This window comes from Actinomadura sp. NPDC048032 (assembly GCF_040653175.1).
GTDB lineage: Bacteria > Actinomycetota > Actinomycetes > Streptosporangiales > Streptosporangiaceae > Spirillospora > Spirillospora verrucosospora.
The window spans coordinates 1-21,614 of sequence record NZ_JBEZJP010000104.1; the positions used below are offsets into that span (position 1 = coordinate 1).

A 21,614-nucleotide genomic window follows, 5' to 3' on the forward strand; every position below is an offset into this window, starting at 1 on the left:
GAGAGTTCCTGGCGGCTGCGCTCGCTCCAGGCGCGGGCCTCGTCCCCGCGGGTCTTGTAGAAGTTGAGCGCGTACCCGCTGGTGTGGACGCGCAGGAGCGTGAACCTGGGCGCCACCCCCCGAGGGCGGCGCCCGCCGGAAACTCAGCGGGCGGGGAGGATCCGGCCGGTGACCTCTCCGAAGCCGATGCGGGCGCCGGAGGGGCCGGGGGCGGAGGCGGTGATCGAGACCTCGTCGCCGTCCTCCAGGAAGGTGCGCGGCTCGCCGTTCACCGTCACGGGCTCCTTGCCGCCCCACGTGAGCTCGATGAAGGCGCCGCGCTGGTCCTTGTCCGGGCCGGAGACCGTCCCTGAGGCGAACAGGTCGCCGGTGCGGGACGAGGCGCCGTTCACCGTCATGTGCGCGAGCATCTGGGCGGGCGACCAGTACATCTCCCGGTAGGGCGGACGGGAGACGACCTGCCCGTTCCAGGAGACGGCGAGGTCGAGGTCCAGGCCCCAGGGGTTCTTCTCGCGCAGGTAGGGCAGCGGCTCGGGGTCCTGCGGCGGCGTGGCGACGCGGGCGGCCTCCAGGGCGAGGAGCGGGACGACCCAGTGGGACACCGACGTCGCGAAGCTCTTCCCCAGGAACGGGCCGAGCGGGACGTACTCCCACGCCTGGATGTCGCGGGCCGACCAGTCGTTGACGAGGACGACGCCGAACACCCGCTCGTCGAAGTCGTCGGCGCCCACCGGGTCGCCCAGCGCCGAGCCGGTGCCGACCACGAAGCCGACCTCGGCCTCGATGTCGAGGCGGCGGCTCTCCCCGAACGTGGGCGCCGCCTCGCCCTTGCGCTGCCCGCTCGGGCGCACGATCGGCGTCCCGGACGGGACGACCGTCCCGGCGCGGCCGTGGTACCCGACCGGCAGGTGCTTCCAGTTCGGCATGAGCGGCTCGGAGTCCGGGCGGAACAGCCGGCCGAGGTTGGACGCGTGGTGCTCGGAGGCGTAGAAGTCCACGTAGTCGGCGACCTCGAACGGCATGTGCGGGGTCACCGCGCCGAGGGGGTGGACGGCCTCGTCCGGGACGTCCTCGGAGACCAGGTCGAGGACCTGCTCGCGGACCTCGACCCAGCGCGCGTGGCCCTGGGCCATGAACGGGTTCAGCGTCGGCGCGGCGAAGACGTCGTCGCCGAGGGCGGCGGCGAGGTCCACGACGGAGTCGGCCACGCGGACGCCCACGCGGGGCGCGGCGCCCGAGGGCGAGAACACGCCGTAGGGGAGGTTGGCGAGCCCGAAGAGGGAGTCTCCGGGAATCGCGATGCGGGTCATCGGGAGGTCTCCAGGAGGGCGGACCCGAGCAGTCCGAGGTCCGCGAGTTCGGTCAGGGGGTCGGTGATGCTGCACGTCCCGAAGGACAGGAAGCAGGCGCGGGCCGCGGCCGTGCGCGCCTCGCCGAGCCCCGCCACGCGGGCGGCGACCGCCGGCGCGTCGCGGTCGGCCAGGACGGCGGCGAGCTCCGCGTGCGGGCGGCCGCGCAGGGCGGCGTCGGTCGCGAGCAGCAGGTTCAGGAATCCGTGCTGGTGGAACCCGGTCTCGGGATCGGTGTTCCGGACGGGATGGTGCAGCCCCGCCGTCGCCTTGAACGGAACGCCCGCCTCCACGACCGACGTGACGGCGGCGGCGAGCTCGTCCGTGCCCGGGTACAGGTGCGCCTTCACCCCGCCGGTGCGGAACTTCGCGCGGTCGCCGCGCGCGGCGACGGCCTCGATGAACGCGGGGCGCCGCTCGTCGCGGGGGATCTCGACGTACACGGGGACGCCGGGGCGGCCGAGCACGCGGAAGAACTCCTCCGGCCCCATGCCGGGCGGGACGGCGACCTCCAGCCCGCGCACGTCGACGGGCAGGCCGGCGGCGACGCCCACCGCCTTGGCGGCCTCGCACGGGCCGTTCGGCGCGGTGACCGACACGTCGAGCGGCTCGCCGTCGAGCAGCGGATGCAGTGCGTCGAGCGCGGAGGCGGGCAGGACCAGCGGGCCGACGAGGCCGGCGTAGGCGGCGGCGCGGTGGTCGCGGTGCGCCGGGACGGCGTCGGCGAGCGGCGCGAGCCCCGGCGGGAAGACGGCGGCGTCGTCGCACAGGCCCGCCGCGAACGGGGGAACCGCGAACGGGGTGGTCATCGCCGCCCCGCCCAGGTCCAGGCGTACGCCTCGTCCTCGCAGGCCAGGCCGCCCTCGCCCAGTTCGAGGGGCCGGAAGGTGTCGACCATGACCGCCAGCTCGTCGAAGAACTCGACGCCGATGCTGCGCTCGTACGCGCCGGGCTGCGGGCCGTGCGCGAGGCCGCCGGGGTGCACCGAGACCGAGCCCTGCCCGATGCCCGAGCCCTTGCGGGCCTCGTAGTCGCCGCCGCAGTAGAACATGATCTCGTCGGAGTCCACGTTCGAGTGGTAGTAGGGCACCGGGATCGACAGCGGGTGGTAGTCCACCTTGCGCGGCACGAAGTTGCACACGACGAAGCCCGGGCCCTCGAACACCTGGTGGACGGGCGGCGGCTGGTGGACGCGGCCGGTGATCGGCTCGAAGTCGTGCACGCTGAACGTGAACGGGTACAGGCAGCCGTCCCAGCCGACGACGTCGAACGGGTGGCGCGCGTAGGTCAGCCGGGTGCCGGAGATGCCGCGCGACGTGCGGTGCTTGACGAGGACCTCGACGTCGGCGCCGTCGGCCTGGAGGGGCTCGCCGGGGCCGTGCAGGTCGCGCTCGCAGTACGGGGCGTGCTCCAGGAACTGGCCGTAGCGCGACAGGTAGCGCTTCGGCGGCGCGACGTGGCCGGTGGCCTCGATCGCGTACGCGCGCAGCGGCTGGTCGCCGGTCGGCAGCCAGCGGTGCGTGGTCGAGGTCGGGATGACGACGTAGTCGCCCGGCTTCGCCTCCACCGCCCCGAAGATCGTCTCGACCGTCGCGGTGCCGGACTCGATGTAGACGATCTCGTCGCCGGTCGCGTTGCGGTACAGCGGAGAGTCCGCGGCGGACACCACGTAGGAGATCCGGACGTCGCCGTTGCCGAGGATGATCCGGCGGCCGGTGACGACGTCGGTCTCGGACCAGGTCTCCTTGGGGAACAGCTCGTGCAGCTTCAGATGGCGGGGCCGCAGCGGATGGTTGGGCGTCGTGGTCTGGTCGGGGACGTCCCAGACCCGCGAGTCGACGATCGCGGACGGGATCTCCCGGTGGTACAGCAGTGACGAGTCGGAGGAGAAGCCCTCCTCGCCCATCAGCTCCTCGAAGTAGAGCCGCTCCTCGCCGCCCCCCTGGCCGCTGTGGCGGTGCTGGGTGTGGCGCTTCGGCGGCACGTGGCCGACCCGGCGGTAGTGGGCCATGCTCCATCGCCTCCGATGATTAACGCATTAACTACTTTCTGCCGACCTTACGGCTGTTCTCCCTCAGAGGGGAAGGCCCTAATCGGCGGCGGCGCCCCGGGTCAGCTGCGCTCGCGGGCGTCGAACGAGCCGCGTCCCGCGATGAGCTTGTCCAGCAGCATGACGAGCATCCGCTGCTCGGTCTCGGTGAGCACGTCCGCCCACTGCCGCTCGCGCTCGTTCTGCCCGGCGAAGATCTCCAGCATGGCCTCCTGCCCCCGCTCGGTCAGCGCGAGGATCACCGACCGGCCGTCCCGCTCGCCCCGGGTGCGCGCGAGCATCCCGTCCGCGACGAGCGTCTTGCTCAGGTTGGAGACGGCGGCCCTGCTCATCCCGGCCAGCGTGGCGGCCCGGCCGGGCTCCAGCGGCCCGGCGAGCCAGGTCACGAACAGCAGCCGGAACGCCGACCAGGAGTGGCCGCGCGGCCGGTGCACCGTGGACTCCAGGTCGTAGGTGACGATCGCCGACGCCCGGTTCAGCGTCAGCAGCAGCCGCGTCGCCAGCCGGTGCCGGAACCCGTACTCCTCCGAGAGCCGCCGTCCCGCGAGATCGACGAACGACCAGAAGTCCAGCTCCGCCCGGTCGCCGGTGCTCATGTTCGCGTGGTCGTCCGTCATCCGCTCGCAGTCCCGCCCATCTAGTTCATGGTTTGACCATTTAACCCCGGTGGGGCCGGGGGTGTCAGCCGTAGCCCGGTGTCAGCCGTGAGCCAGGGGGCATTGCATGGCGGGGGAGACGTAGCGGGGGACTCATGCGGGGGAGAGGGCGAATGGCGACCGTCGCCGACCAGTTCATCGAGGTGCTGCGGCAGGCCGGGGTCCGGCGGATCTACGGGGTGGTGGGCGACAGCCTCAACCCGGTCGTCGACGCCGTGCGCCGGACGCGCGGGATCGACTGGGTGCACGTCCGCAACGAGGAGGCGGGCGCGTTCGCGGCGGCGGCGGAGGCGCAGACCACGGGACGGCTCGCCGTGTGCGCGGGGAGCTGCGGCCCGGGCAACACCCACCTCATCCAGGGGCTTTACGACGCGCACCGGTCGGGGGCGCCGGTGCTGGCGCTGGCGTCGCAGATCCCGAGCGTGCAGATCGGCAGCGGCTACTTCCAGGAGACCCACCCCGAGCGGCTGTTCGTCGACTGCAGCCACTTCTGCGAGCCGATCGTCACCCCGGAGCAGATGCCGCGCCTCCTGCGGACCGCCATCCAGCACGCGATCGGGCTCGCCGGCGTCTCCGTGCTGACGCTGCCCGGGGACGTCGCGGGCCGTGACACCGCCGAACCGACCGGCGAGCACGACTTCCTCGTCCGCAAGGGCATCGTCCGTCCGCCGGGCGACCAGGTCGAGCAGCTCGCCGGCGCGCTCAACCGGGCGCGGAAGGTGATGCTGTTCTGCGGCGCCGGCGTCCGGGACGCCCACTCCGAGGTGATCGAGCTGGCGCACCGGCTGCTCTCGCCGGTCGGCCACGCGCTGCGCGGCAAGGAGTGGATCCAGTACGACAACCCGTTCGACGTGGGCATGAGCGGCCTGCTCGGCTACGGCGCCTGCTACGAGGCGATGCAGGACGCCGACCTCGTCCTCCTGCTCGGCACCGACTTCCCCTACGACCCGTTCCTGCCGGGCAAGAACACCATCCAGGTGGACGACGACCCGTCCAAGCCGGGCCGCCGGACACCGCTCGATCTCGCGGTCCACGGGGACGTCGGGGAGACGATCCGGCTCGTCCTGGACAAGGTGGAGCAGAAGCACGACCGCTCCTACCTCGACGAGATGCTGCACCGCCACGCGCGGGCGCTGGAGAACGTGGTCTCCGCCTACACCCGCGACATCGACCGGCACATCCCGATCCACCCCGAGTACGTCGCCGGCGTCCTGGACGACCTCGCCGACGACGACGCGATCTTCACGGTGGACACCGGGATGTGCAACGTCTGGGCCGCCCGCTACATCACCCCGAACGGGCGCCGCCGCGTGATGGGCTCGTTCGTCCACGGCTCCATGGCCAACGCGCTCCCGCACGCCGTCGGCGCCCAGTTCGGCGCGCCCGGGCGCCAGGTGATCTCGATCTCCGGCGACGGCGGTCTCGGCATGCTGCTCGGCGAGCTGCTCACCGTGCGGCTGCACCGCGTCCCCGTGAAGATCATCCTGTTCGACAACGCGTCGCTCGGCATGGTGAAGCTGGAGATGATGGTGGACGGCCTGCCGTCCTACGAGACCGACCACGAGCCCGTCGACTACGCGGCGATCGCCGAGGCGGCCGGGATCGAGTCGGCGCGGGTGGAGCGCCCGTCCGACGTGCGCACCGTGATGGAGCGCGCGCTCGCCGCGCCCGGCCCCTACCTGGTGGACGTCGTGACCGACCCGAACGCCCTGTCCATCCCGCCGCGCATCACGCCGCAGCAGGTGAAGGGCTTCGCGCTGTCGGCCGGCAAGACCGTCCTCACCGGCGGCGTCGGCAGGATGCTCGACCTGGCCCGCAGCAACCTGCGCAACATCCCCCGCCCCTGAGGGCCCGGACGGTCACCGGAACTCGCGGGCCATCTCGGTGAGGGTCTCGGCGGCGACCTCGGAGAGGGGGCGGACGGGCTGCTCCTCGATCCAGGTCACGGACGCGACGCGCAGCGCGGTCATGAAGGCGCCGGCCATGACGCGGGCGCGCAGGCGGGAGAGGCCGTCCCGGGAGGCGATCAGGTCGGCGAGGGCGCGCTCGAACTCGGCGTAGCTGGCGAGCTGCCGCCCGAGGACGGACGGATGCTTGCGGGCGAGGCGCGTCTGCGCCGCCCACTGGGGGTCCAGGTCGCCGGCCTCCGCGTGCAGGGCGTCCAGCGAGGCGCGCAGCGCCGTCCATGACGACTCGCCGGCCGGGCGGGCCGCGAAGGTCGCCAGCACGGCGTTCATCCGCTGCTCGTCGCCGTAGAGGAGGGCGTCCTCCTTGCCGGCGAAGTAGTTGGAGAAGGTGCGGCGGGAGACGCCCGCCGCGTCGGCGATGGCCTCGACGGTGACCTCGTCCAGGCCGTGCTCGACGGCGAGCCGCATCGCGGCCTCGTGGAGGGCGCGGCGCGTCGCCTCCTTCTTGCGTTCGCGCAGCCCGCCGGTGGTCTCCATGGTGGGCCCCAGCCTAGCGGGCAAAAACCTGCCCAGCGCGAAATTTTGCGCAGTGGGAATAAAGTGTCCGGGCCGGGGGTTGATCCCCTCGTTCCCATCCCGGACAGGCCCACTTCACCCGGAGGCGTTCCTTGGCCGAGCAGGTCCCCGCGAGATCGGCGCCGATGTCGCACCGCCAGATCCTCGAAGCGCTCAGCGGCCTGCTGCTGGTGCTGTTCGTGGCGATGCTGAGCAGCACCGTCGTGTCCACCGCGCTGCCGCAGATCATCGGTGCCCTCAAGGGCAGCCAGTCGCAGTACACCTGGGTCGTCACCGCGACCCTGCTCGTGTCGACCGCCAGCACCCCGATCTGGGGCAAGCTGGCCGACCTCTACGACAAGAAGACGCTGCTCCAGGCGGGCGTCGGCATCTTCGTCCTGGCGTCCGTGGCGTCCGGGTTCGCGCAGAGCACCGCGCAGCTCATCGCGTTCCGCGCGGTGCAGGGCCTCGGCGTCGGCGCGCTGCAGATCCTCGTCCAGATCATCATGGCGGCGATGATCAGCCCGCGGGACCGGGGCCGCTACTACGGCTACCTCGGCGGCGTGATGGCCGTCGCCACGGTCGGCGGGCCGCTGCTCGGCGGCCTCATCGTCGACTCCGCGCTCGGCTGGCGCTGGTGCTTCTTCATCGGCGTGCCGTTCGCTGTCGTGGCCTTCGGGCTGCTCCAGAAGACCCTGCGGCTCCCGCACGTCCGCCGGCCCGACGTCAAGATCGACTACCTGGGCGCCACGCTCATCGCCGCCGGGGTCAGCGTGCTGCTGATCTGGATCACCTTCGTCGGCGAGAACTTCGCCTGGCTGTCGTGGCAGACGGCCGCGATGGCCGGCTCCGGCGCGGTGCTGCTCGCCGCGGCCGTGTGGGTCGAGGCCCGCGCCGCGGAGCCGATCGTCCCGCTGGACATCGTGGCGCGCCGCAACACCGCGCTCGCGATCACGGCCAGCCTGGCCGTCGGCATGGCGATGTTCGGCGGCGCCGTCTTCCTCGGCCAGTACTTCCAGATCGGGCGCGGCTACAGTCCGACCCGGGCGGGCCTGCTCACGTTCCCGATGATGCTCGGCGTGTTCGGCGCGTCCACCGTGGCCGGGCGCTTCGCCTCCAGGACCGGCAAGGTCAAGCCCTACATCGTCTTCGGGACGGTCGTGCTGACCGCCGGGTTCGGCCTGCTCGCCACCATCGACCACCAGACCTCGCTCGTCTTCATCGGCGCCGCGATGTTCCTGGTCGGCGCGGGGGTCGGCATGACGATGCAGAACCTCGTCCTCGTCGTGCAGAACTCGGTGCGCCTCCACGAGATCGGCGCCGCGAGCGGGACCGTCACGTTCTTCCGCTCCCTCGGCGGGACGGTCGGCGTCTCGGTGCTCGGCGCCGTCCTGGCGAACCAGGTCGCGGACCGGATCGCCGACGGGCTGCGCAGGCTCGGCGTGAACCCGGGCTCGGGCGGCGGCGACGCGGGCACCCTCGACATCAGCGCGCTGCACCCGTCCGTCCAGCAGGTCGTCCGGGCCGCCTACGGCGACGCCACCGGTCACATCTTCCTGATCTCCGCGGCGATCGCGATCGTCGGCATCGTCGCGGCGGCGTTCCTCAAGCCGGTGACGCTGCGCGACAGCCTCGACCTCGGAAACTCGCCGGAACCCGCGAAGGGGGACGTCCCCGTCCCCGCCGCGGAGGGCCGCGCGTTGTCAGGCTCCTGACAAAAGCCCGGCCGAAGAGCTGGGCCGAGTCAGAAGAGGACGAGAGCCTCCGTCCGTACGGTCGGTACCCCCAACCCCGTACCCGGAGGCGCCAGATGAGCGGACGATCGGAGGACGGGCGCCGCGCGGCGCTGGCCGGCCGCGCGGCGTCGGTCGGCCGGGCGGGCGGGATGTTCGCCCGCAGCGGGCTGTGGCGTCCCGGACCCCCGCTGCGCGTCGCCCGCCAGCTCGGCGCCCTGCGCCGCTGGGGCACCCTGCTCGGCGGGACGCTCGCCTCCGCCGCCGCCCGCGACCCCGGCGCCGTCGCGATCGTCGACGACGCCGGCGAGCTGACGTACGGCGAGGTCGACGCCCGCACCGACCGGCTCGCCGCCGCCCTGTCCGCGTCCGCCCCCGGCTCCGGCTCCCCGCCCCGCGTGGCCGTCCTGTGCCGCAACCACCGCGGCATGGTCGAGACGCTCGTCGCGTGCAGCAAGCGCGGCTCCGACCTCGTCCTGCTGAACACCGGGATGAGCACCGAGCAGCTCGTGACCGTCCTGCGGCAGCAGGAGGTCGAGGTGGTGATCGCCGACGCGGAGTTCACCGGCTTCATCGCGGCCGTGCCCAGGACCGTGCGAGTGGTCACCGCGGGCGGGACGGGCTCGGAGCTGGAGAACCTCATCGTCACGACGCCCGCCGCGCCGATCGGCCCCCCGGCCAGGGCCGGCCGGACGATCGTGCTGAGCTCCGGCACGACCGGCCGCCCCAAGGGCGCCGACCGGCACTCGCGCCCGGGGCTGTCGCCGCTGGCGTCGATCCTGTCCCGCATCCCCTACCGGGTGCACGAGCGGATGTTCATCGAGGCGCCGCTGTTCCACACCTGGGGCTACGCGATGCTCCAGATCGCGGTCTCGCTGCGCGCCACGATCGTCCTGCGGGCCAGGTTCGATCCCGAGCAAACCCTCCGCACGATCGACCGGACCCGCGCGACCGCGCTGGTCGCCGTGCCGGTCATGCTGCAACGCGTCCTGGACGTGCCGGAGGCCGTGCGCCGCGCTCACGACACGTCCTCGCTGCGGATCGCGGCCGTCAGCGGCTCGGCGCTGCCCGCGACGCTCGCCACCGCCTTCATGGACGAGTTCGGCGACGTCCTCTACAACCTGTACGGGTCGACGGAGGCGTCCTGGGTGACGATCGCCACCCCCGCCGACCTGCGCGCCCGTCCCGACACCGCGGGCACGCCGCCGCCGGGCACGCGGGTCGCGGTCCTGGACGACGAGGGCGCCCCCGTCCCGCCCGGCGCCACGGGCCGCATCTTCGCCGCGAACGAGCTGCTGTTCGCCGGCTACACCGGCGGCGGAACCCGGGAGATGCGCGACGGCCTGATGAGCCTCGGCGACGTCGGCCACCTCGACGAGCACGGCCGGCTCTTCGTGCACGGCCGCGACGACGACATGATCGTCTCGGGCGGGGAGAACGTCTTCCCCGGCGCGATCGAGGAGGTGCTGGAGAAGCTCCCGCAGGTGCGGGAGGTCGCCGTGGTCGGCGTCCCGGACGAGGAGTTCGGCCAGCGCGCCGCCGCGTTCGTCGTCCTGCGCGAGGGCGGGACCTTGGACGCCGACGCCGTCCGCGCCCACGTCCGCGACCACCTGGCCCGCTACGCGGTCCCGCGCGACGTCCACTTCCTGGACGCCCTTCCCCGCAACCCCACCGGCAAGGTCCTCCGGCGAGCCCTCCCCACCTGACCCCGACCGGTCACCCGAGCTGTGTGAGGGTTCCGTGCTGAGCGGCACGCCAGGCCGGGGCGTGGCCGGGTGGGGGCGTGCGGCGGAGGGGTGCGCGTCGGCAGGGCCCGCGTCAGACGGAGACGGCCGGGTGGCGGCTGTCGATCACGAACCAGAGGCGGGTGCGGTGCGGGGTCTGGTCCAGGCCCCATTCGTCGGCCAGGGCGTCGATGACGGTGAGGCCGCGGCCGTGGTCGAGGCGGGGCGGGCCGTTGGGGTCCGCCTGGGCGGGGCCGTCGTCGGACACCTCGACGCGGAGCCGCCGGCCGTCGGTGGCGATCGTGACGCTGATGAGGCCGGAGCCGTGCAGGATGGCGTTGGCGACGCCCTCGGCGGTCATCAGCTCGACGTCGTCGAGGAGCGTCCCGTCGGCGAGGACCTTCGCGGCGCGCTCGCGGACGGCCCGGCGGGCGCGGCGGCCGCCGTCGCCCTCCCCGGTGAAGCCGATCGGTTCGCCGAGCCGTTCCATCCCCTCGGTCACTTCATCACCACACTCGGTTCGGGAAGCGTTCCGCAATCATTCATCTGCGCTGAGTGACCGGGCGACGCTACGGACGCTTTGATCTTGGCCTTTCCGGGGCAGGTCGGCCTTAGGTGGCGGAGCTTACGGCAGGACTCGCCGCTCCAAGCGCACATCATGAAAAACATCTCCGTCGCGTGGGGCACTACTCACCCGGGCGCACAAAACCGGGAACTTCTCCGTCTTCCAGCCAGAATCACCGCACACCTTCCTCATGTCACGCTGGGGCTCCACCCCTGGGAGGAACGCCATGCACGCGGTCGTCCTCGCCTGCGTTGCGCAGGCCGTCTACATCGTCGCCTATGTCCTTTTCAAGACGGCCGCGGGGCGGATGAGCCCGCTCTCGGGCCGCCATCCGCTGCACGCCGCCGGTCTTCTCGTGCGAAGCCCGCGCTGGCTCGCCGGTCTCGCGGTGCTGACGGCGGGCTTCGGACTCTCCGCCACGGCGCTGGCCGCCCTGCCCGTCGCGGCGACGCTCCCCGCCTACGGGCTCGGTCTCGTCCTCCTGCTGGCCGTCGGGATGAGCGGCTTCGGCGAGCGGCCGACCTCGCGCGAATGGCTCGCCGTCCTCATCACGGTCGCCGCGATGGTCACCGCGGCGCTGTCGGTGCTGGACCACGCCGGCGCGGCGCCGCACCGCGTCGGCGCCGCGGCGGCCGCGCTGCCGCTGTGGAAGGCCGCGCTCGTGTGCGTGCCCTCGCTGGCCGTCCCGCTGTGGATGTTCTGCGTGCGCGACCGCCCGGTCGGCGGCCGGCACGCGCGCCCGCTGACGGGCATCGCGTCGGGGATCGGCGCGGGCGTCCTGCTCGGCGCGACCGAGGTCTTCGGGCAGGGCATGGCGATGATGTTCGCCGCGGGCCGGGGCGCGGACGTGCCCTCCTCGCCGCATCCGTACCTGTTCCTGCTCGCGGGCGCGTTCGGCGTCGGGCTGCTGTCGATCGGACTCCAGCGCTGCCGCCTCACCGTCATCGTCACCGTCGTCACGGTCACCGCGAAGACGCACCTGCTGCTCTCGGCCACGCTGCTGTACGCGGAGCCGTGGCCGCGCGAGGCCGGGCCGTTCTGGCTCCGGGCCGCGGGCGTCGGGCTGGCCGTGCTGGCGCTGCTGGCGTTCCCCCGCCACGAGCGCCGGGCCCCGCTCGTGACCCCCGCCCGGACGTCCCCCGAGCCGCGCGAACGGCCCGCCGTCCTGCCGCTCGCGCCGCGCACGCGGCGCGCGGCGCCGCCGTCCCGTCCGGGCGGTGCGCCGCCCGTGCCGCCGTCCCAGGTCAGCGCGCCTCCCGGTGGATGGCCGGCCGGGCAGGGCCGGGAGCGACATCTAGGCAATGTCAAGATAGAGTGGAGGTGATCCCGAGAGAGAGGACCGCGTGATGGCGGAGGACCCCGGCCTCGCACGGCAGATGTGGCACCAGCTCGAACCCCTCCACGCCCTGTTCTGGTACTCCCCGGAGGTCTTCGCCGAGGCGCGGGGGCTCGGCTACGACGTGGAGACGCGCTGGCCGAGCTACTTCGCGTGGCGCGCCGCGCCGCTCGGCGCCGCGGGGAGCGAGGCCGTGTCGGCCGCCTTCTACAGCTTCAGCCCGCGCATGGTGGCCGAGCACGTCCCCGCCGCCTGGACGGTCGCGCCGCCCGACCGCGTCCTGGAGGCCCGCCTGCGCGCCGTCGACCGCATGTACCGGACGCTTCTCGGCGACGGCGTCGGGAGCCCGGACCTGGCCGAGACCGCCGAACTGGCCCGCGCCGCCGCCGAGGCCGCGAGCACCGCCGGACGCCCGATCGCCGCCGCCAACGCCGGCCTGCCCTGGCCGGACGAGCCGCACCTCGTCCTGTGGCACGCCATCGGAATCCTGCGCGAGCAGCGCGGGGACGGGCACGTCGCCGCGCTCCTCACCCGCGGGCTCGACCCGGTCGAGGCGCTGGTGTCGTTCGCCGCCGTCGGGGCCGCGTCCCCGGAGACGTTCGCGAGCCGCGGCTGGACCGGCGAGGAGTGGGCCGCCGCCCGCGACCGCCTCGCGTCCCGCGGGCTCGTCGACGCGGACGGCGCCGCGACCGGCCGGGGGCGCGAGCTGCGCGACGACGTCGAGCGGACGACCGACGACCTCGCCTACGGGCCGTGGCGGACGCTCGGCGCCGCCAAGGCCGACCGGCTGGCGCAGCTCACGATGCCGATCCTGGTGAAGGTGCTGGAGACCGGGCTGATGCCCGCGCAGAACACCCTCGGCATCGGCAGGATCCAGGCGCCGCCCCGCTGAGTCACCGGGTCGGGAGCCGCCAGGCGGTCCCCTCCAGGCGGCCCGTGTTGCCGAGGTCGATCGGCCCGTCGGCCGGGACGATCACGACGGGCCGCCCGGGCGCCGGGCGGACCTCGAGGTACGTGCCGGCCACCGCCACCGTGTCCGCCTCGGTGACCGTGTTCCGCCAGACGATCACGAACTCGGCCGTGCGGCCCGGACGGATCGTCAGCGGCTTCGGCCCGGCGTCCTCGACCTGCCTCGTGCCGCGCACGGCCGTGACGTTGAACGGCTGCCGCCTGTCGTCGAGGACGCGCAGCGCCGGGTAGCCGTTCAGCCGGTACGGGCGCTGCCCGCAGTTGCGCAGCTCGACCCGCGCCGCGCGCAGGCCCATGGCGGCGTCCGGCTCGTTCATCGAGACGGCGATGCCCTCCGGCGTGCAGGGAGGCGGGGGCGGCGACGAGCGCGTCGCCACCACGAGAGGGGTGGGAGGCGCCGGCGTCGCGGCGGGCCCCGCGCCGTGCCCGGCGCCGGGCACGGCGGCGGTGCCGCACGCGCCGAGGGCGAGCGTGCTGAGGACGAGCGTGCCGACGGCGGGGCCCGCCGCGCCGATCAGGCGGAGACGGGTCCGCTTCGTAACGGTCACCCCCAGATCATCGCAAATGCCGGAGACCGCGCGGGCGGGCGGGCGTGCGGCGCCCCGCCGCCGGCCGGTGCGGTGCGGGGACGGGGGCGGGGACGGGGGCGGCACGGCGCGACCGCAGGTGGGCGGCGCGGAGCGCGACCTCGATGCCGAACCGGGCCTCCGGGTCGGCCAGCGCGTCCCCGAGGGACTGCTCGATCTTGCGCATCCGGTACCGGACGGTCTGGGGGTGGATGTGCAGCCGCTCGGCGATCTCGGCGGCGGTGCCGCGGGTGACGAGCCAGGTCCGCAGCGTCTCGGTCAGCCGGTCCCGCCGGCCCGGGGTCATGCCGTCCAGGATGCCGAGGCGGCGCCGGGTGAGCTGCTCCACCAGCGCGGGGTCCGACAGCAGCCACAGCGCGACGAGGTTCTCCTCGCACAGCGTCACCGGCCCGTCGAGGACGCCGTCGAGTGCGAGGCCGAGCGCCTGCCGCGCCCAGCGCAGGGAGTCCGCGGCCTGGCGGGCCGGCATCGCGACGCCCACCGCGATGCGGCGGCCCGGGAGCGCCTCGCCCAGCATCGCGCGGCGCTCTGGGGTGAACGGGCCGGGCAGGAGGAGGTGCGGCTCCGGGCACTCCAGTTCGGCGAGGACGTCCTCGTCCAGCGCCGTCCAGACGCAGGGGGCGTCCGGCTCGACGGCGACCAGCGTGACCTGGTCCGGAAGCGGCCACCCCGCCCCGTCGGCCGCCTCCTTGAGGTCGGCGGCCGTGGCGGGCTCGGCGCCGTCCGGGCCGGGGACGGCGAGGAGGAGGCGCAGCAGACGCCGGCGCCGCTCGTCCAGCGCGCGGATGGGACGCGCCCTGGCGTTCCGGTGGCCGTCGAGCGACTGCGCGGCCAGCTCGTCCATGTAGGCCAGCAGCGCGTCGGCCAGCCGCGACAGCACGGCCGACGAGATGTCGTGGCGCGGCGCGACCTTCATGACGCGGCGCCAGGCGACCTGCCCGCCGATCCGGTACGCGGCCTGGAGGCTGTCCATGCTGCGCCCCTCGTGCGCCTCGTACTGGCCGAGCATCCGCGCCGTCCCGGCCGGATCGTCGCCGGCCGCCGCCCCGGCGGGCGACGCGATCCGCTCGGCGAACGCGGCCAGGCTGCGCTCGACCCCGAGCCGCAGCACGTGGCCGTAGGGGCCGTCGAGCGGCCGGGCGTACTCGGGGATGGCGCGGCGGATCTCGGCGACGATCTGCTCGGCGAGGCTCGGCAGCTCCGGCCGGATCAGCTCGGCGAGCCGCGGCGGGAGAGGCGCGGCGCGCTCGGCGGGAACGCCCGATGCGAGGGCTCGGTTCATCGGCACACCTCCGTCTGGCCCGCGTGCCCGGCTGCGCGGCGGGACGTCCCGACCGTACGCACCGCGCGCACCCTTCTTCTGTAGGGCGGAGGAACAAAAGCCCGCGACCACTGCTCATCCGCTTATAAGCGAGCCCGCGCACCAGCACCGGGATCAGGCGCAGAAGGCGGTGTCGGCGGCCTTGGCGAGGTCGGCCCGGAAGGTCTTGTCGTACTCCAGCTTGGACTCGTTGTAGGTGATGACGGCCTGGCTGCGTCCGTCGGCGCTGGTGTAGGTCCAGGTCCGGTATCCGGGGAAGCCGCCGTCGTGGCCCCACGCGTACCCGCAGGAGAACTTGACGCGGGCGACGCCGAGGCCGTAGTCCTCCACGACCCCGTCGTCGTTGACCGGCCGGACGGTCCGCATCTCGCGCATCTGCTTCGGCGGCAGCAGCCTGCCGGTGAACAGGGCGCGGTGGAAGCGGGCCACGTCGTCGACCGTGCTGACGATGCCCCCGGACGTCCTCGCGCTGGACGGGCTGATGAGCGTGCTCACGTCCCCGTAGTCGTAGTAGTACCCGTGCACGTAGCGGCCGGGGAACGAGGAGTCGGTCGTCGGGTAGGACGTGTTCCGCAGCCGCAGCGGCTCGAAGACGCGCTTCCGGAACTCGGCGCCCACCGAGTGCCCGGTCGCCTTCTCGATGACCATTCCGGCCAGGATGTAGTTGGTGTTGGAGTAGTTCCAGCTCGTCCCGGGCGCGTACTGCGGAGGCTTCTCCATCGCGATCGCGATGAGCTCCGCCGGCGTCCAGGCCCGCGCGGGGTCGGTCATCACCCGCGGATCGGGCGTGTAGTCGTTGAGGCCGCTGGTCTGCGCGAGCAGCTGCCGGATGGTGATCTTCGATCCGTCGTTGCCGTTGCCCGCGACGACGCCCGGGAGCCACGTCTCCACGGTGTCGTCCAGCGAGAGCCGGCGCTCGGCGGCGAGCTGGAGCACGACCGTCGAGGTGAACGACTTGGTCACGCTCGCGATCCGGAACAGCAGCCGGTGGTCCATCGGGGCGCCGGTGGCCTTGTCGGACACGCCCGCGGTGACGTGCGAGACGCGCCCGCCGCGGCGCGTCATCACGATCACGCCGGGCGCGCCGTCGGCGACGAGCCGGCCGGCGGCCGCCCGCACCTTCCGGTCCAGCCCGTGCGGGCCCTCGGGCGGGGCCGCGCTCGCCGCCGGGGCGGCGGCGAGGGCCGCCCCGGCGATCAGGGCGGTGGCCGAGGCGAGCGAGGCGGTGAGGGAGATCCGCGACATGGGGTTCCTCCTGGAGGGTCGTCTACCGAACGTGATCAACACTGCCGGTCGCCGGACCCGGCGGCACGGGGCCGAGAACCCGGACGGAGGGTGTACCTGACGACACCTGGCGCGGTGGACCTCCGGATGTATATTCGACAGGTACTCCAATAGCAGGAGGTGCCCATGCCGGACGCCGAGGTCGCGATCATCGGGGCCGGACTGAGCGGGATCGGCATGGGGATCGCGCTCCTGCGCGCCGGGATCGACGACTTCGTGGTCCTGGAGCGCGCCGGGGACATCGGCGGGACGTGGCGCGACAACGTCTACCCCGGGATCGGCGTGGACGTGCCCGCGCAGGCGTACCAGTTCAGCTACGCCCTCAACCCGCGCTGGAGCCGGGTGTTCGCGCCGGGCTCCGAGGTCAAGGAGTACATCGACCGGCTCGCCGACCGGTACGGCGTGCGCCGCCACGTCCGCCTGCGCACCGAGGTCACCGCGCGAGTCTGGGACGAGGACGCCGGGCTCTGGCGCCTGCGGACGCCCGCCGGGGAGGTGACGGCCCGCTTCGTGGTCAGCGCGATCGGCGCGTTCGTCGATCCCAGACCCGCCGGCCTCGCGGGCCTCGACGACTTCCGGGGCGCGGTGCTGCGCTCGTCCGGGTGGGACCACGGCTGCGACCTGACCGGCAAGCGGGTCGCGGTCGTCGGGACGGGCGCCAGCGCCGTCCAGATCATCCCCGAGATCGCGCCGCTGACCGCGCGCCTCGACGTCTACCAGCGCACCCCGATCTGGGTGGGGCCGAAGCTTGACGCGCCCGTCCCGCGCCCGGTGCGGTGGCTGTTCCGGCGCGCCCCACGCGTCCAGGACGCGGTGCGCCGAACGGCCACGCGCGGTGTCGAGATGGTCCTGGTCGACCTGGTGGTCGGGCACGGCAGGGCGCCCTACCTCGCCCACGGCGGCGCGCGGCTGGCCCGATCGCTCTGGTACCGGACGCAGGTCAGGGATCCCGGCACCCGGCGGAGGCTGACGCCCGGCTACGGTCTCGGCTGCAAGCGCCCGTCCGTCTCCAACACCTACCTCAGAACCTTCAACCGGCCGAACGTCGCCCTGGTCACCGACCCCATCGACCGGGTCACCCCCACGGGCGTCCGCACCGCGGACGGTCGCGAACGCGACGTGGACGCCATCGTCCTCGCGACGGGGTTCCGCCTGGCCAGCGACCCGGAGGTCTACCGCCGGACCCCGGTGCGCGGCCGCGACGGCTTCGACCTCGCGACGTTCTACACCGAGAACCGGCTCGCCTCGTACGAGGGCATCAGCATCCCCGGGCTGCCCAACCACTTCATGATGTTCGGCCCGTACGGCTGGGTCGGCGGCACCTGGCACCAGCTCGTCGAGACGACCTCGGCCCACGTCGTCCGCGTGATCAAGGAGGCCCGCCGCCGGGGCGCGACCTCGGTGGAGGTGCGTCCCGAGCCGACCGAGCGCTGGACGAACCGCATGCGCGAGCGGCTCGCCGGCTCCCTCTGGGCGACCAACGGCTGCGCCACCGCCAACAGCTACTACTTCGACCATCACGGTGACACGCCCTATCTGCGGCCGACGAGTGCGGCGCAGGCCGCGCACGCCGCCCGCACGTTCCCGCTGGACGACTACGTCTACTCGGCCCCCCACACGCCCCCGCGTCCGAGATGAGGTCCGCATGACCCAGCACGCCATCCAGACCCGCCGGGTCGCCTTCGACCACCCGAGGGGATCCCTGCGCCGCCACTACGTGGACGGCGACCTGGTCATGAGCCACCTCGTGGCCCTGCTGTCCGCGACGTTCCCGCCGGGCGAGGACTTCTTCGTCCGCTCGGTGCGGCACTACCGCGACCGCGTCACCGACCCGGACCTCGCCGCCCGGGTGCGCGGCTTCATCGGGCAGGAGGTCGTCCACGGGCGCGAGCACGACCACCTCAACCGGACGCTCCGCGCGATGGGCTACCCGACCCATCGGATCTCCGCCGTCGTCGAGCGCGACCTGCGCCTCGCCGACCGCTTCCTGCCGCCGATCGTCCGCCTCGGCTTCACCGCCGGGCTGGAGCACTACACCGCGACCGTGGCCGAGTGCCTGCTCACCGACCCCCGTGCGCGGGACCTGCTCGGCGACACCAGCGTCCGGTCGATCCTGCTGTGGCACGCGCTGGAGGAGTCCGAGCACAAGGCCGTGGCGTTCGACGTCTTCCGGCACGTCGGCGGCACCGAGCGCACCCGCGTCCGGACCATGCGGGTCATCAGCGCCGGGTTCCTGTTCCTCATGGTCACCGGCACGGCCGTCTCGGTGCTGGGCGACCCCGCCGCCTACCGTCCCGGACGGCTGCGCCGCAGCCTCGCCGCGCTCCGGCACTCGCCGTTCCTCAAACGCGAGGTGATCCGGCGCCTGCGCGCCTACAACGAGCCCGGCTTCCACCCGGACGACTTCGACAGCACCGACCTGCTGGAACGCTGGCGCGAGGAGCTGTTCGGCGCCGAGGGGACCCTCACCGCCAACCTGAAGTGACCGGCCGCGTCCCGGGCCCCGTCAGCGGGGGGTGACGACCGTGCGGTCCCCGTCCCGCTCGTACGCCACGACCTGGACGACCGGCAGGTCGGCCGCGTCACCGGCACGCGGGCCCGGCACCATGAGCAGAGGGGCGTCTCCCTGCCGGTCCGGCGCGTCCTCGTGGGAGCCCAGCTCGCCGACCGACCTCAGCCGCGCGACGCCCGGCCCCGCCGCGGCCACGAGCCGCCAGCGCCGGGGCGACCGCCACCACACCGCGGCGGTCGTCGTCTCGCCGGGCGAGGCGAAGTCGCCGTTCGTCCCTCCCCGCTCCGACAGCGCCTGCCCGTCCTCGGAGATCAGCATCGAGCGGCCCGCGCCGCCCGGCGGGGAGGACGCGTCCACCGTGAGCAGGGTCGCGCGGCCGCCGCCGTCGGGCAGGCGCCCGCTCCAGAGCCGCCCCAGCCGCAGGTCGCCCGACTCGCTCAGGGACGTCGCCCCCGCGCAGGCGACGGCGTTCAGCGCCGCCCACCCGGACGGCCGCTCCTGCTCCGCCGGGTCCCGGAACCACACGCGCGGCGCCGCCGACCGCGGATCGTTCGAGGCGAGCTGGGTGACCGTCCCCACCCCGGACCTCATCTGGAACACCACGTAGTTCTGGCACCGCGGGGTGAACCAGTTCCACGGCAGCGGAGCGCTCAGCCCGTCCCGGACGTCCACCGGCCGCCATTCCGGGGACCGCCCGGACGGCACCGCCGCCCGCACGTCCAGCAGCCACGGCGGGACGAGGTAGCGCCACGTCATGCCGACCATGATGAGCTGCCCCGCGTCGGTCCCGAGCTCGCGGACCGACTCCACGCCCCGCGACAGCCGCCGCTCGAAGTACTGCGCCACGCTGGTCGTGTCCCGCGGTCCGGGGGAGTCGCGCAGCACCACCAGCGACGCGCCGTCCACCGTCCCGGCGTACAGGACGACGACGCGGCCGAGCGGCGGATCGCGGCGGTCGCCGCGCCAGGCGTCCGCCGCCCGCCGCAGCAGCTTCGCGTCGCGGAGGAGGGGGCCCTGCGAGGGCCAGTCGTCGATGCTCGGCGTGCTGTTCGCCGACCACGCATGGAGACCGATCAGGGCGGGCGCGCCGCGGCCTTCGTCCGCCCGGGTGAGGAAGGCCCCGGCGACCGTCAGGAGCGCCGCGGCGACCACGACCGCCACGGCGGCGCGCCCCGCGCGCGGGAAGGCGAGCGGCGGCCGCAGCCGCACGAGGTCGGGGTCGAACGCCTCGATCTCGGCTCGCTGCGCGGCCTCGTCCATGCCCGTCCGGTCGCCCACGCTGCTGATGGTCCCGTCGACGTCCCCGAAGACGATCGGGAGATGGACGCCCAGCTCGGCGACGACCTCGGGGGCGGAGAGCCCGTCCCGGTGGAGCAGGTAGGCGAGCCGCTCGTGCGGCGGTAACTCCAGGAGAGCCGTCCGGACCGGGCCCGGTTCGCCGCGCGCGGGCTCGAAGAGGAGGCCGCGAAGCCGGTGCCGTCCGGTCGGCGGGTCTTTGAGCAGGGTCGCGACAAGCTTTGCACGCATGGCCGGATAGCCGCCGCGCCGCACCCGCATCGCCTCGGCGACGGCCCGGCGGGCGGGCGAGAGCGGATGGTCTCCGTCGTCGAGTGTCAGGTAGGCGAGCCGCAGAAGGCGGCCGTAGTGCTCGCGTTCCATTCGTGGCACCGTCCCTCTCCTCCCCGCATTGTGGGCGCTCCGGCCGGTGACGGCCAGAGGCGCCCGGGGCCGGGATCGGGGTGGGATGGCGTTGACATTGAAATCACGTTGTCGTCGAATAATTGACGATTGTTCACGTTCTGTTTGATCCTCCTCTCATTCGCCCTTCGTGAATCCGGCCTTTCCGCAGGCCGGGCCCCCGCACGAAACGGAGTTACGAATGAGAAAGCCCCTGCTCGCCGTCCTGGCCGCGGCTCCCCTCGCGGCCGTCCTGGCGACTCCCGCGCAGGCGGTGACCCCCAACGCCCCGCTGACTCTCGCCGCACCCGGTCAGGGCGTCAGCGGCCAGTACATCGTGACGCTGAAGTCCGGTGTCTCGGTCGGCAGGACCGTCTCCAAGAACGGCATCAGCGCGGGCCACCGGTTCGGGAAGGTGCTGAACGGATTCTCCGCGAAGCTCACTTCCGACCAGCTCGCCAAGTTGCGCCGTACTCCCGGTGTCGCGTCCGTCGAGCAGGACGCGGTCGTGCGCGTCGCCACCACGCAGCAGAACCCGCCGTCGTGGGGGATCGACCGCATCGACCAGGACAGCCTTCCGCTGTCCAAGAGCTACACCTACAACGCCGCCGGGTCCGGAGTGACCGCCTACATCATCGACACCGGCCTCTACCCGTCCCACCCGGACTTCGGAGGCAGGGCCAGCAACGTCTACGACGCGACCGGCGGCAACGGCGTCGACTGCAACGGCCACGGCACCCACGTCGCGGGGACGGTCGGCGGCACGAGCTACGGTGTCGCCAAGAGGGTCAACCTGCGCGGCGTCCGCGTCCTGAACTGCCAGGGCAGCGGCACCAACTCCGGTGTCATCGCCGGCATGAACTGGGTCGCCCAGAACCACAGCGGTCCGTCCGTGGCGAACATGTCGCTCGGCGGCGGTTACTCGTCCTCGGTGAACACGGCCGCGAACAACCTCGCGAGCTCCGGCGTCTTCCTGGCCGTCGCCGCGGGCAACGACAACGGCAACGCCTGCAACTACTCGCCCGCCAGCGCGAGCAACGCCACCACCGTCGCGGCGAGCACGAGCACCGACGCCAAGGCGTCCTACAGCAACTACGGCAGCTGCGTGGAGCTGTACGCGCCCGGGACGGGCATCACCTCCACCTGGCTGAACGGCGGGACCAACACCATCAGCGGCACGTCGATGGCGACCCCGCACGTCACCGGCGTCGCGGCGCTGTACAAGTCCGCGAACGGGGACGCGTCCTACAGCACGATCCGCAGCTGGCTCGTCTCCAACGCCGTCAGCGGAAAGATCACCGGCAACCCGTCCGGCACCCCGAACCTCCTCCTGAGCAAGCGATCCCTCTAGAAGACCGCGTCGATGGGCCGTCGGAAGCGACGGCCCAT

Annotated in this window: 18 protein-coding genes; 8 read left to right on the plus strand and 10 right to left on the minus strand. The window is 73.4% G+C overall.

Features of this window, described 5'->3' with window-relative positions; translation table 11 throughout:
* Positions 1–143: 143 nt before the first annotated feature.
* The 4 genes from fahA to AB0C69_RS16510 form a co-directional block, all read right to left on the minus strand.
* Entirely contained in the window at positions 144–1,310 is a 1,167-nt protein-coding gene (fahA, locus tag AB0C69_RS16495) for a fumarylacetoacetase (RefSeq protein ID WP_360354149.1), read from the minus strand.
* Entirely contained in the window at positions 1,307–2,158 is an 852-nt protein-coding gene (locus AB0C69_RS16500) for a hypothetical protein (protein WP_360354151.1), read from the minus strand. Before AB0C69_RS16500 ends, fahA begins: the two co-directional genes overlap by 4 nt.
* Positions 2,155–3,360 (minus strand): cupin domain-containing protein, encoded by a 1,206-nt coding sequence (locus AB0C69_RS16505; protein ID WP_360354153.1) that lies wholly within the window; start codon positions 3,358–3,360, stop codon positions 2,155–2,157. The genes AB0C69_RS16500 and AB0C69_RS16505 overlap by 4 nt, the downstream gene beginning before the upstream one ends.
* 101 nt (positions 3,361–3,461) lie before the next feature.
* Positions 3,462–4,016, minus strand: a complete 555-nt coding sequence (locus AB0C69_RS16510) for a MarR family transcriptional regulator (protein WP_360354155.1) — start codon at positions 4,014–4,016, stop codon at positions 3,462–3,464.
* A gap of 152 nt (positions 4,017–4,168) precedes the next feature.
* Here AB0C69_RS16510 and AB0C69_RS16515 point away from each other — a divergent pair, with 152 nt between their 5' ends.
* Positions 4,169–5,902, plus strand: a complete 1,734-nt coding sequence (locus AB0C69_RS16515; protein ID WP_360354157.1) for a pyruvate dehydrogenase — start codon at positions 4,169–4,171, stop codon at positions 5,900–5,902.
* Between the two features lie 12 nt (positions 5,903–5,914).
* On the opposite strand, the gene AB0C69_RS16520 is transcribed toward AB0C69_RS16515, so the two are convergent.
* Positions 5,915–6,499 carry a helix-turn-helix domain-containing protein gene (locus AB0C69_RS16520; protein WP_360354159.1) on the minus strand — a complete coding sequence of 195 codons (585 nt, stop codon included), beginning with the start codon at positions 6,497–6,499 and terminating at the stop codon, positions 5,915–5,917.
* 164 nt (positions 6,500–6,663) lie between these two features.
* On the opposite strand from AB0C69_RS16520, the gene AB0C69_RS16525 reads away from it, so the two are divergent.
* Both AB0C69_RS16525 and AB0C69_RS16530 read left to right on the plus strand, forming a co-directional pair.
* Complete coding sequence (locus AB0C69_RS16525; RefSeq protein WP_360354179.1) at positions 6,664–8,232, plus strand: MDR family MFS transporter; 1,569 nt, start codon at positions 6,664–6,666, stop codon at positions 8,230–8,232.
* Between the two features lie 95 nt (positions 8,233–8,327).
* Complete coding sequence (locus tag AB0C69_RS16530; RefSeq protein ID WP_360354161.1) at positions 8,328–9,956, plus strand: AMP-binding protein; 1,629 nt, start codon at positions 8,328–8,330, stop codon at positions 9,954–9,956.
* 112 nt (positions 9,957–10,068) lie between these two features.
* On the opposite strand, the gene AB0C69_RS16535 is transcribed toward AB0C69_RS16530, so the two are convergent.
* Complete coding sequence (locus tag AB0C69_RS16535; protein ID WP_360354163.1) at positions 10,069–10,476, minus strand: ATP-binding protein; 408 nt, start codon at positions 10,474–10,476, stop codon at positions 10,069–10,071.
* A gap of 289 nt (positions 10,477–10,765) precedes the next feature.
* Here AB0C69_RS16535 and AB0C69_RS16540 point away from each other — a divergent pair, with 289 nt between their 5' ends.
* Complete coding sequence (locus tag AB0C69_RS16540) at positions 10,766–11,863, plus strand: hypothetical protein (protein WP_360354165.1); 1,098 nt, start codon at positions 10,766–10,768, stop codon at positions 11,861–11,863.
* 22 nt (positions 11,864–11,885) lie between these two features.
* Entirely contained in the window at positions 11,886–12,767 is an 882-nt protein-coding gene (locus AB0C69_RS16545; protein WP_360354167.1) for a hypothetical protein, read from the plus strand.
* Between the two features lies 1 nt (position 12,768).
* On the opposite strand, the gene AB0C69_RS16550 is transcribed toward AB0C69_RS16545, so the two are convergent.
* The 3 genes from AB0C69_RS16550 to AB0C69_RS16560 form a co-directional block, all read right to left on the minus strand.
* The gene (locus AB0C69_RS16550; protein ID WP_360354169.1) at positions 12,769–13,392 is read right to left on the minus strand and encodes a DUF4232 domain-containing protein; all 624 of its coding nucleotides are present in this window, start codon (positions 13,390–13,392) and stop codon (positions 12,769–12,771) included.
* A gap of 7 nt (positions 13,393–13,399) precedes the next feature.
* The gene (locus AB0C69_RS16555) at positions 13,400–14,713 is read right to left on the minus strand and encodes a helix-turn-helix domain-containing protein (protein WP_360354171.1); all 1,314 of its coding nucleotides are present in this window, start codon (positions 14,711–14,713) and stop codon (positions 13,400–13,402) included.
* A gap of 153 nt (positions 14,714–14,866) precedes the next feature.
* Positions 14,867–15,997 carry a serine hydrolase domain-containing protein gene (locus tag AB0C69_RS16560; RefSeq protein ID WP_360354173.1) on the minus strand — a complete coding sequence of 377 codons (1,131 nt, stop codon included), beginning with the start codon at positions 15,995–15,997 and terminating at the stop codon, positions 14,867–14,869.
* A 165-nt stretch (positions 15,998–16,162) separates the two neighbouring features.
* Here AB0C69_RS16560 and AB0C69_RS16565 point away from each other — a divergent pair, with 165 nt between their 5' ends.
* Both AB0C69_RS16565 and AB0C69_RS16570 read left to right on the plus strand, forming a co-directional pair.
* A complete protein-coding gene (locus tag AB0C69_RS16565) occupies positions 16,163–17,674 on the plus strand; it encodes an NAD(P)/FAD-dependent oxidoreductase (RefSeq protein WP_360354175.1) in 1,512 nt (503 codons plus the stop codon).
* 7 nt (positions 17,675–17,681) lie between these two features.
* Complete coding sequence (locus AB0C69_RS16570; RefSeq protein WP_345171016.1) at positions 17,682–18,521, plus strand: metal-dependent hydrolase; 840 nt, start codon at positions 17,682–17,684, stop codon at positions 18,519–18,521.
* 21 nt (positions 18,522–18,542) lie between these two features.
* Here the strand turns inward: AB0C69_RS16570 and AB0C69_RS16575 are convergent, their stop codons facing one another.
* Complete coding sequence (locus AB0C69_RS16575) at positions 18,543–20,216, minus strand: hypothetical protein (protein ID WP_360354177.1); 1,674 nt, start codon at positions 20,214–20,216, stop codon at positions 18,543–18,545.
* A 211-nt stretch (positions 20,217–20,427) separates the two neighbouring features.
* Here AB0C69_RS16575 and AB0C69_RS16580 point away from each other — a divergent pair, with 211 nt between their 5' ends.
* The gene (locus tag AB0C69_RS16580) at positions 20,428–21,576 is read left to right on the plus strand and encodes a S8 family serine peptidase (RefSeq protein WP_353832036.1); all 1,149 of its coding nucleotides are present in this window, start codon (positions 20,428–20,430) and stop codon (positions 21,574–21,576) included.
* Positions 21,577–21,614: the final 38 nt, after the last annotated feature.

What these genes read in the sequence shown, in the direction of transcription:
- fahA (WP_360354149.1), bottom strand. Translation starts at nt 1,310, where the DNA reads ATGACCCGCATCGCGATTCCCGGAGACTCCCTCTTCGGGCTCGCCAAC.
- AB0C69_RS16500 (WP_360354151.1), bottom strand. Translation starts at nt 2,158, where the DNA reads ATGACCACCCCGTTCGCGGTTCCCCCGTTCGCGGCGGGCCTGTGCGAC.
- AB0C69_RS16505 (WP_360354153.1), bottom strand. Translation starts at nt 3,360, where the DNA reads ATGGCCCACTACCGCCGGGTCGGCCACGTGCCGCCGAAGCGCCACACC.
- AB0C69_RS16510 (WP_360354155.1), bottom strand. Translation starts at nt 4,016, where the DNA reads ATGACGGACGACCACGCGAACATGAGCACCGGCGACCGGGCGGAGCTG.
- AB0C69_RS16515 (WP_360354157.1), top strand. Translation starts at nt 4,169, where the DNA reads ATGGCGACCGTCGCCGACCAGTTCATCGAGGTGCTGCGGCAGGCCGGG.
- AB0C69_RS16520 (WP_360354159.1), bottom strand. Translation starts at nt 6,499, where the DNA reads ATGGAGACCACCGGCGGGCTGCGCGAACGCAAGAAGGAGGCGACGCGC.
- AB0C69_RS16525 (WP_360354179.1), top strand. Translation starts at nt 6,664, where the DNA reads ATGTCGCACCGCCAGATCCTCGAAGCGCTCAGCGGCCTGCTGCTGGTG.
- AB0C69_RS16530 (WP_360354161.1), top strand. Translation starts at nt 8,328, where the DNA reads ATGAGCGGACGATCGGAGGACGGGCGCCGCGCGGCGCTGGCCGGCCGC.
- AB0C69_RS16540 (WP_360354165.1), top strand. Translation starts at nt 10,766, where the DNA reads ATGCACGCGGTCGTCCTCGCCTGCGTTGCGCAGGCCGTCTACATCGTC.
- AB0C69_RS16545 (WP_360354167.1), top strand. Translation starts at nt 11,886, where the DNA reads ATGGCGGAGGACCCCGGCCTCGCACGGCAGATGTGGCACCAGCTCGAA.
- AB0C69_RS16555 (WP_360354171.1), bottom strand. Translation starts at nt 14,713, where the DNA reads ATGAACCGAGCCCTCGCATCGGGCGTTCCCGCCGAGCGCGCCGCGCCT.
- AB0C69_RS16560 (WP_360354173.1), bottom strand. Translation starts at nt 15,997, where the DNA reads ATGTCGCGGATCTCCCTCACCGCCTCGCTCGCCTCGGCCACCGCCCTG.
- AB0C69_RS16565 (WP_360354175.1), top strand. Translation starts at nt 16,163, where the DNA reads ATGCCGGACGCCGAGGTCGCGATCATCGGGGCCGGACTGAGCGGGATC.
- AB0C69_RS16570 (WP_345171016.1), top strand. Translation starts at nt 17,682, where the DNA reads ATGACCCAGCACGCCATCCAGACCCGCCGGGTCGCCTTCGACCACCCG.
- AB0C69_RS16580 (WP_353832036.1), top strand. Translation starts at nt 20,428, where the DNA reads ATGAGAAAGCCCCTGCTCGCCGTCCTGGCCGCGGCTCCCCTCGCGGCC.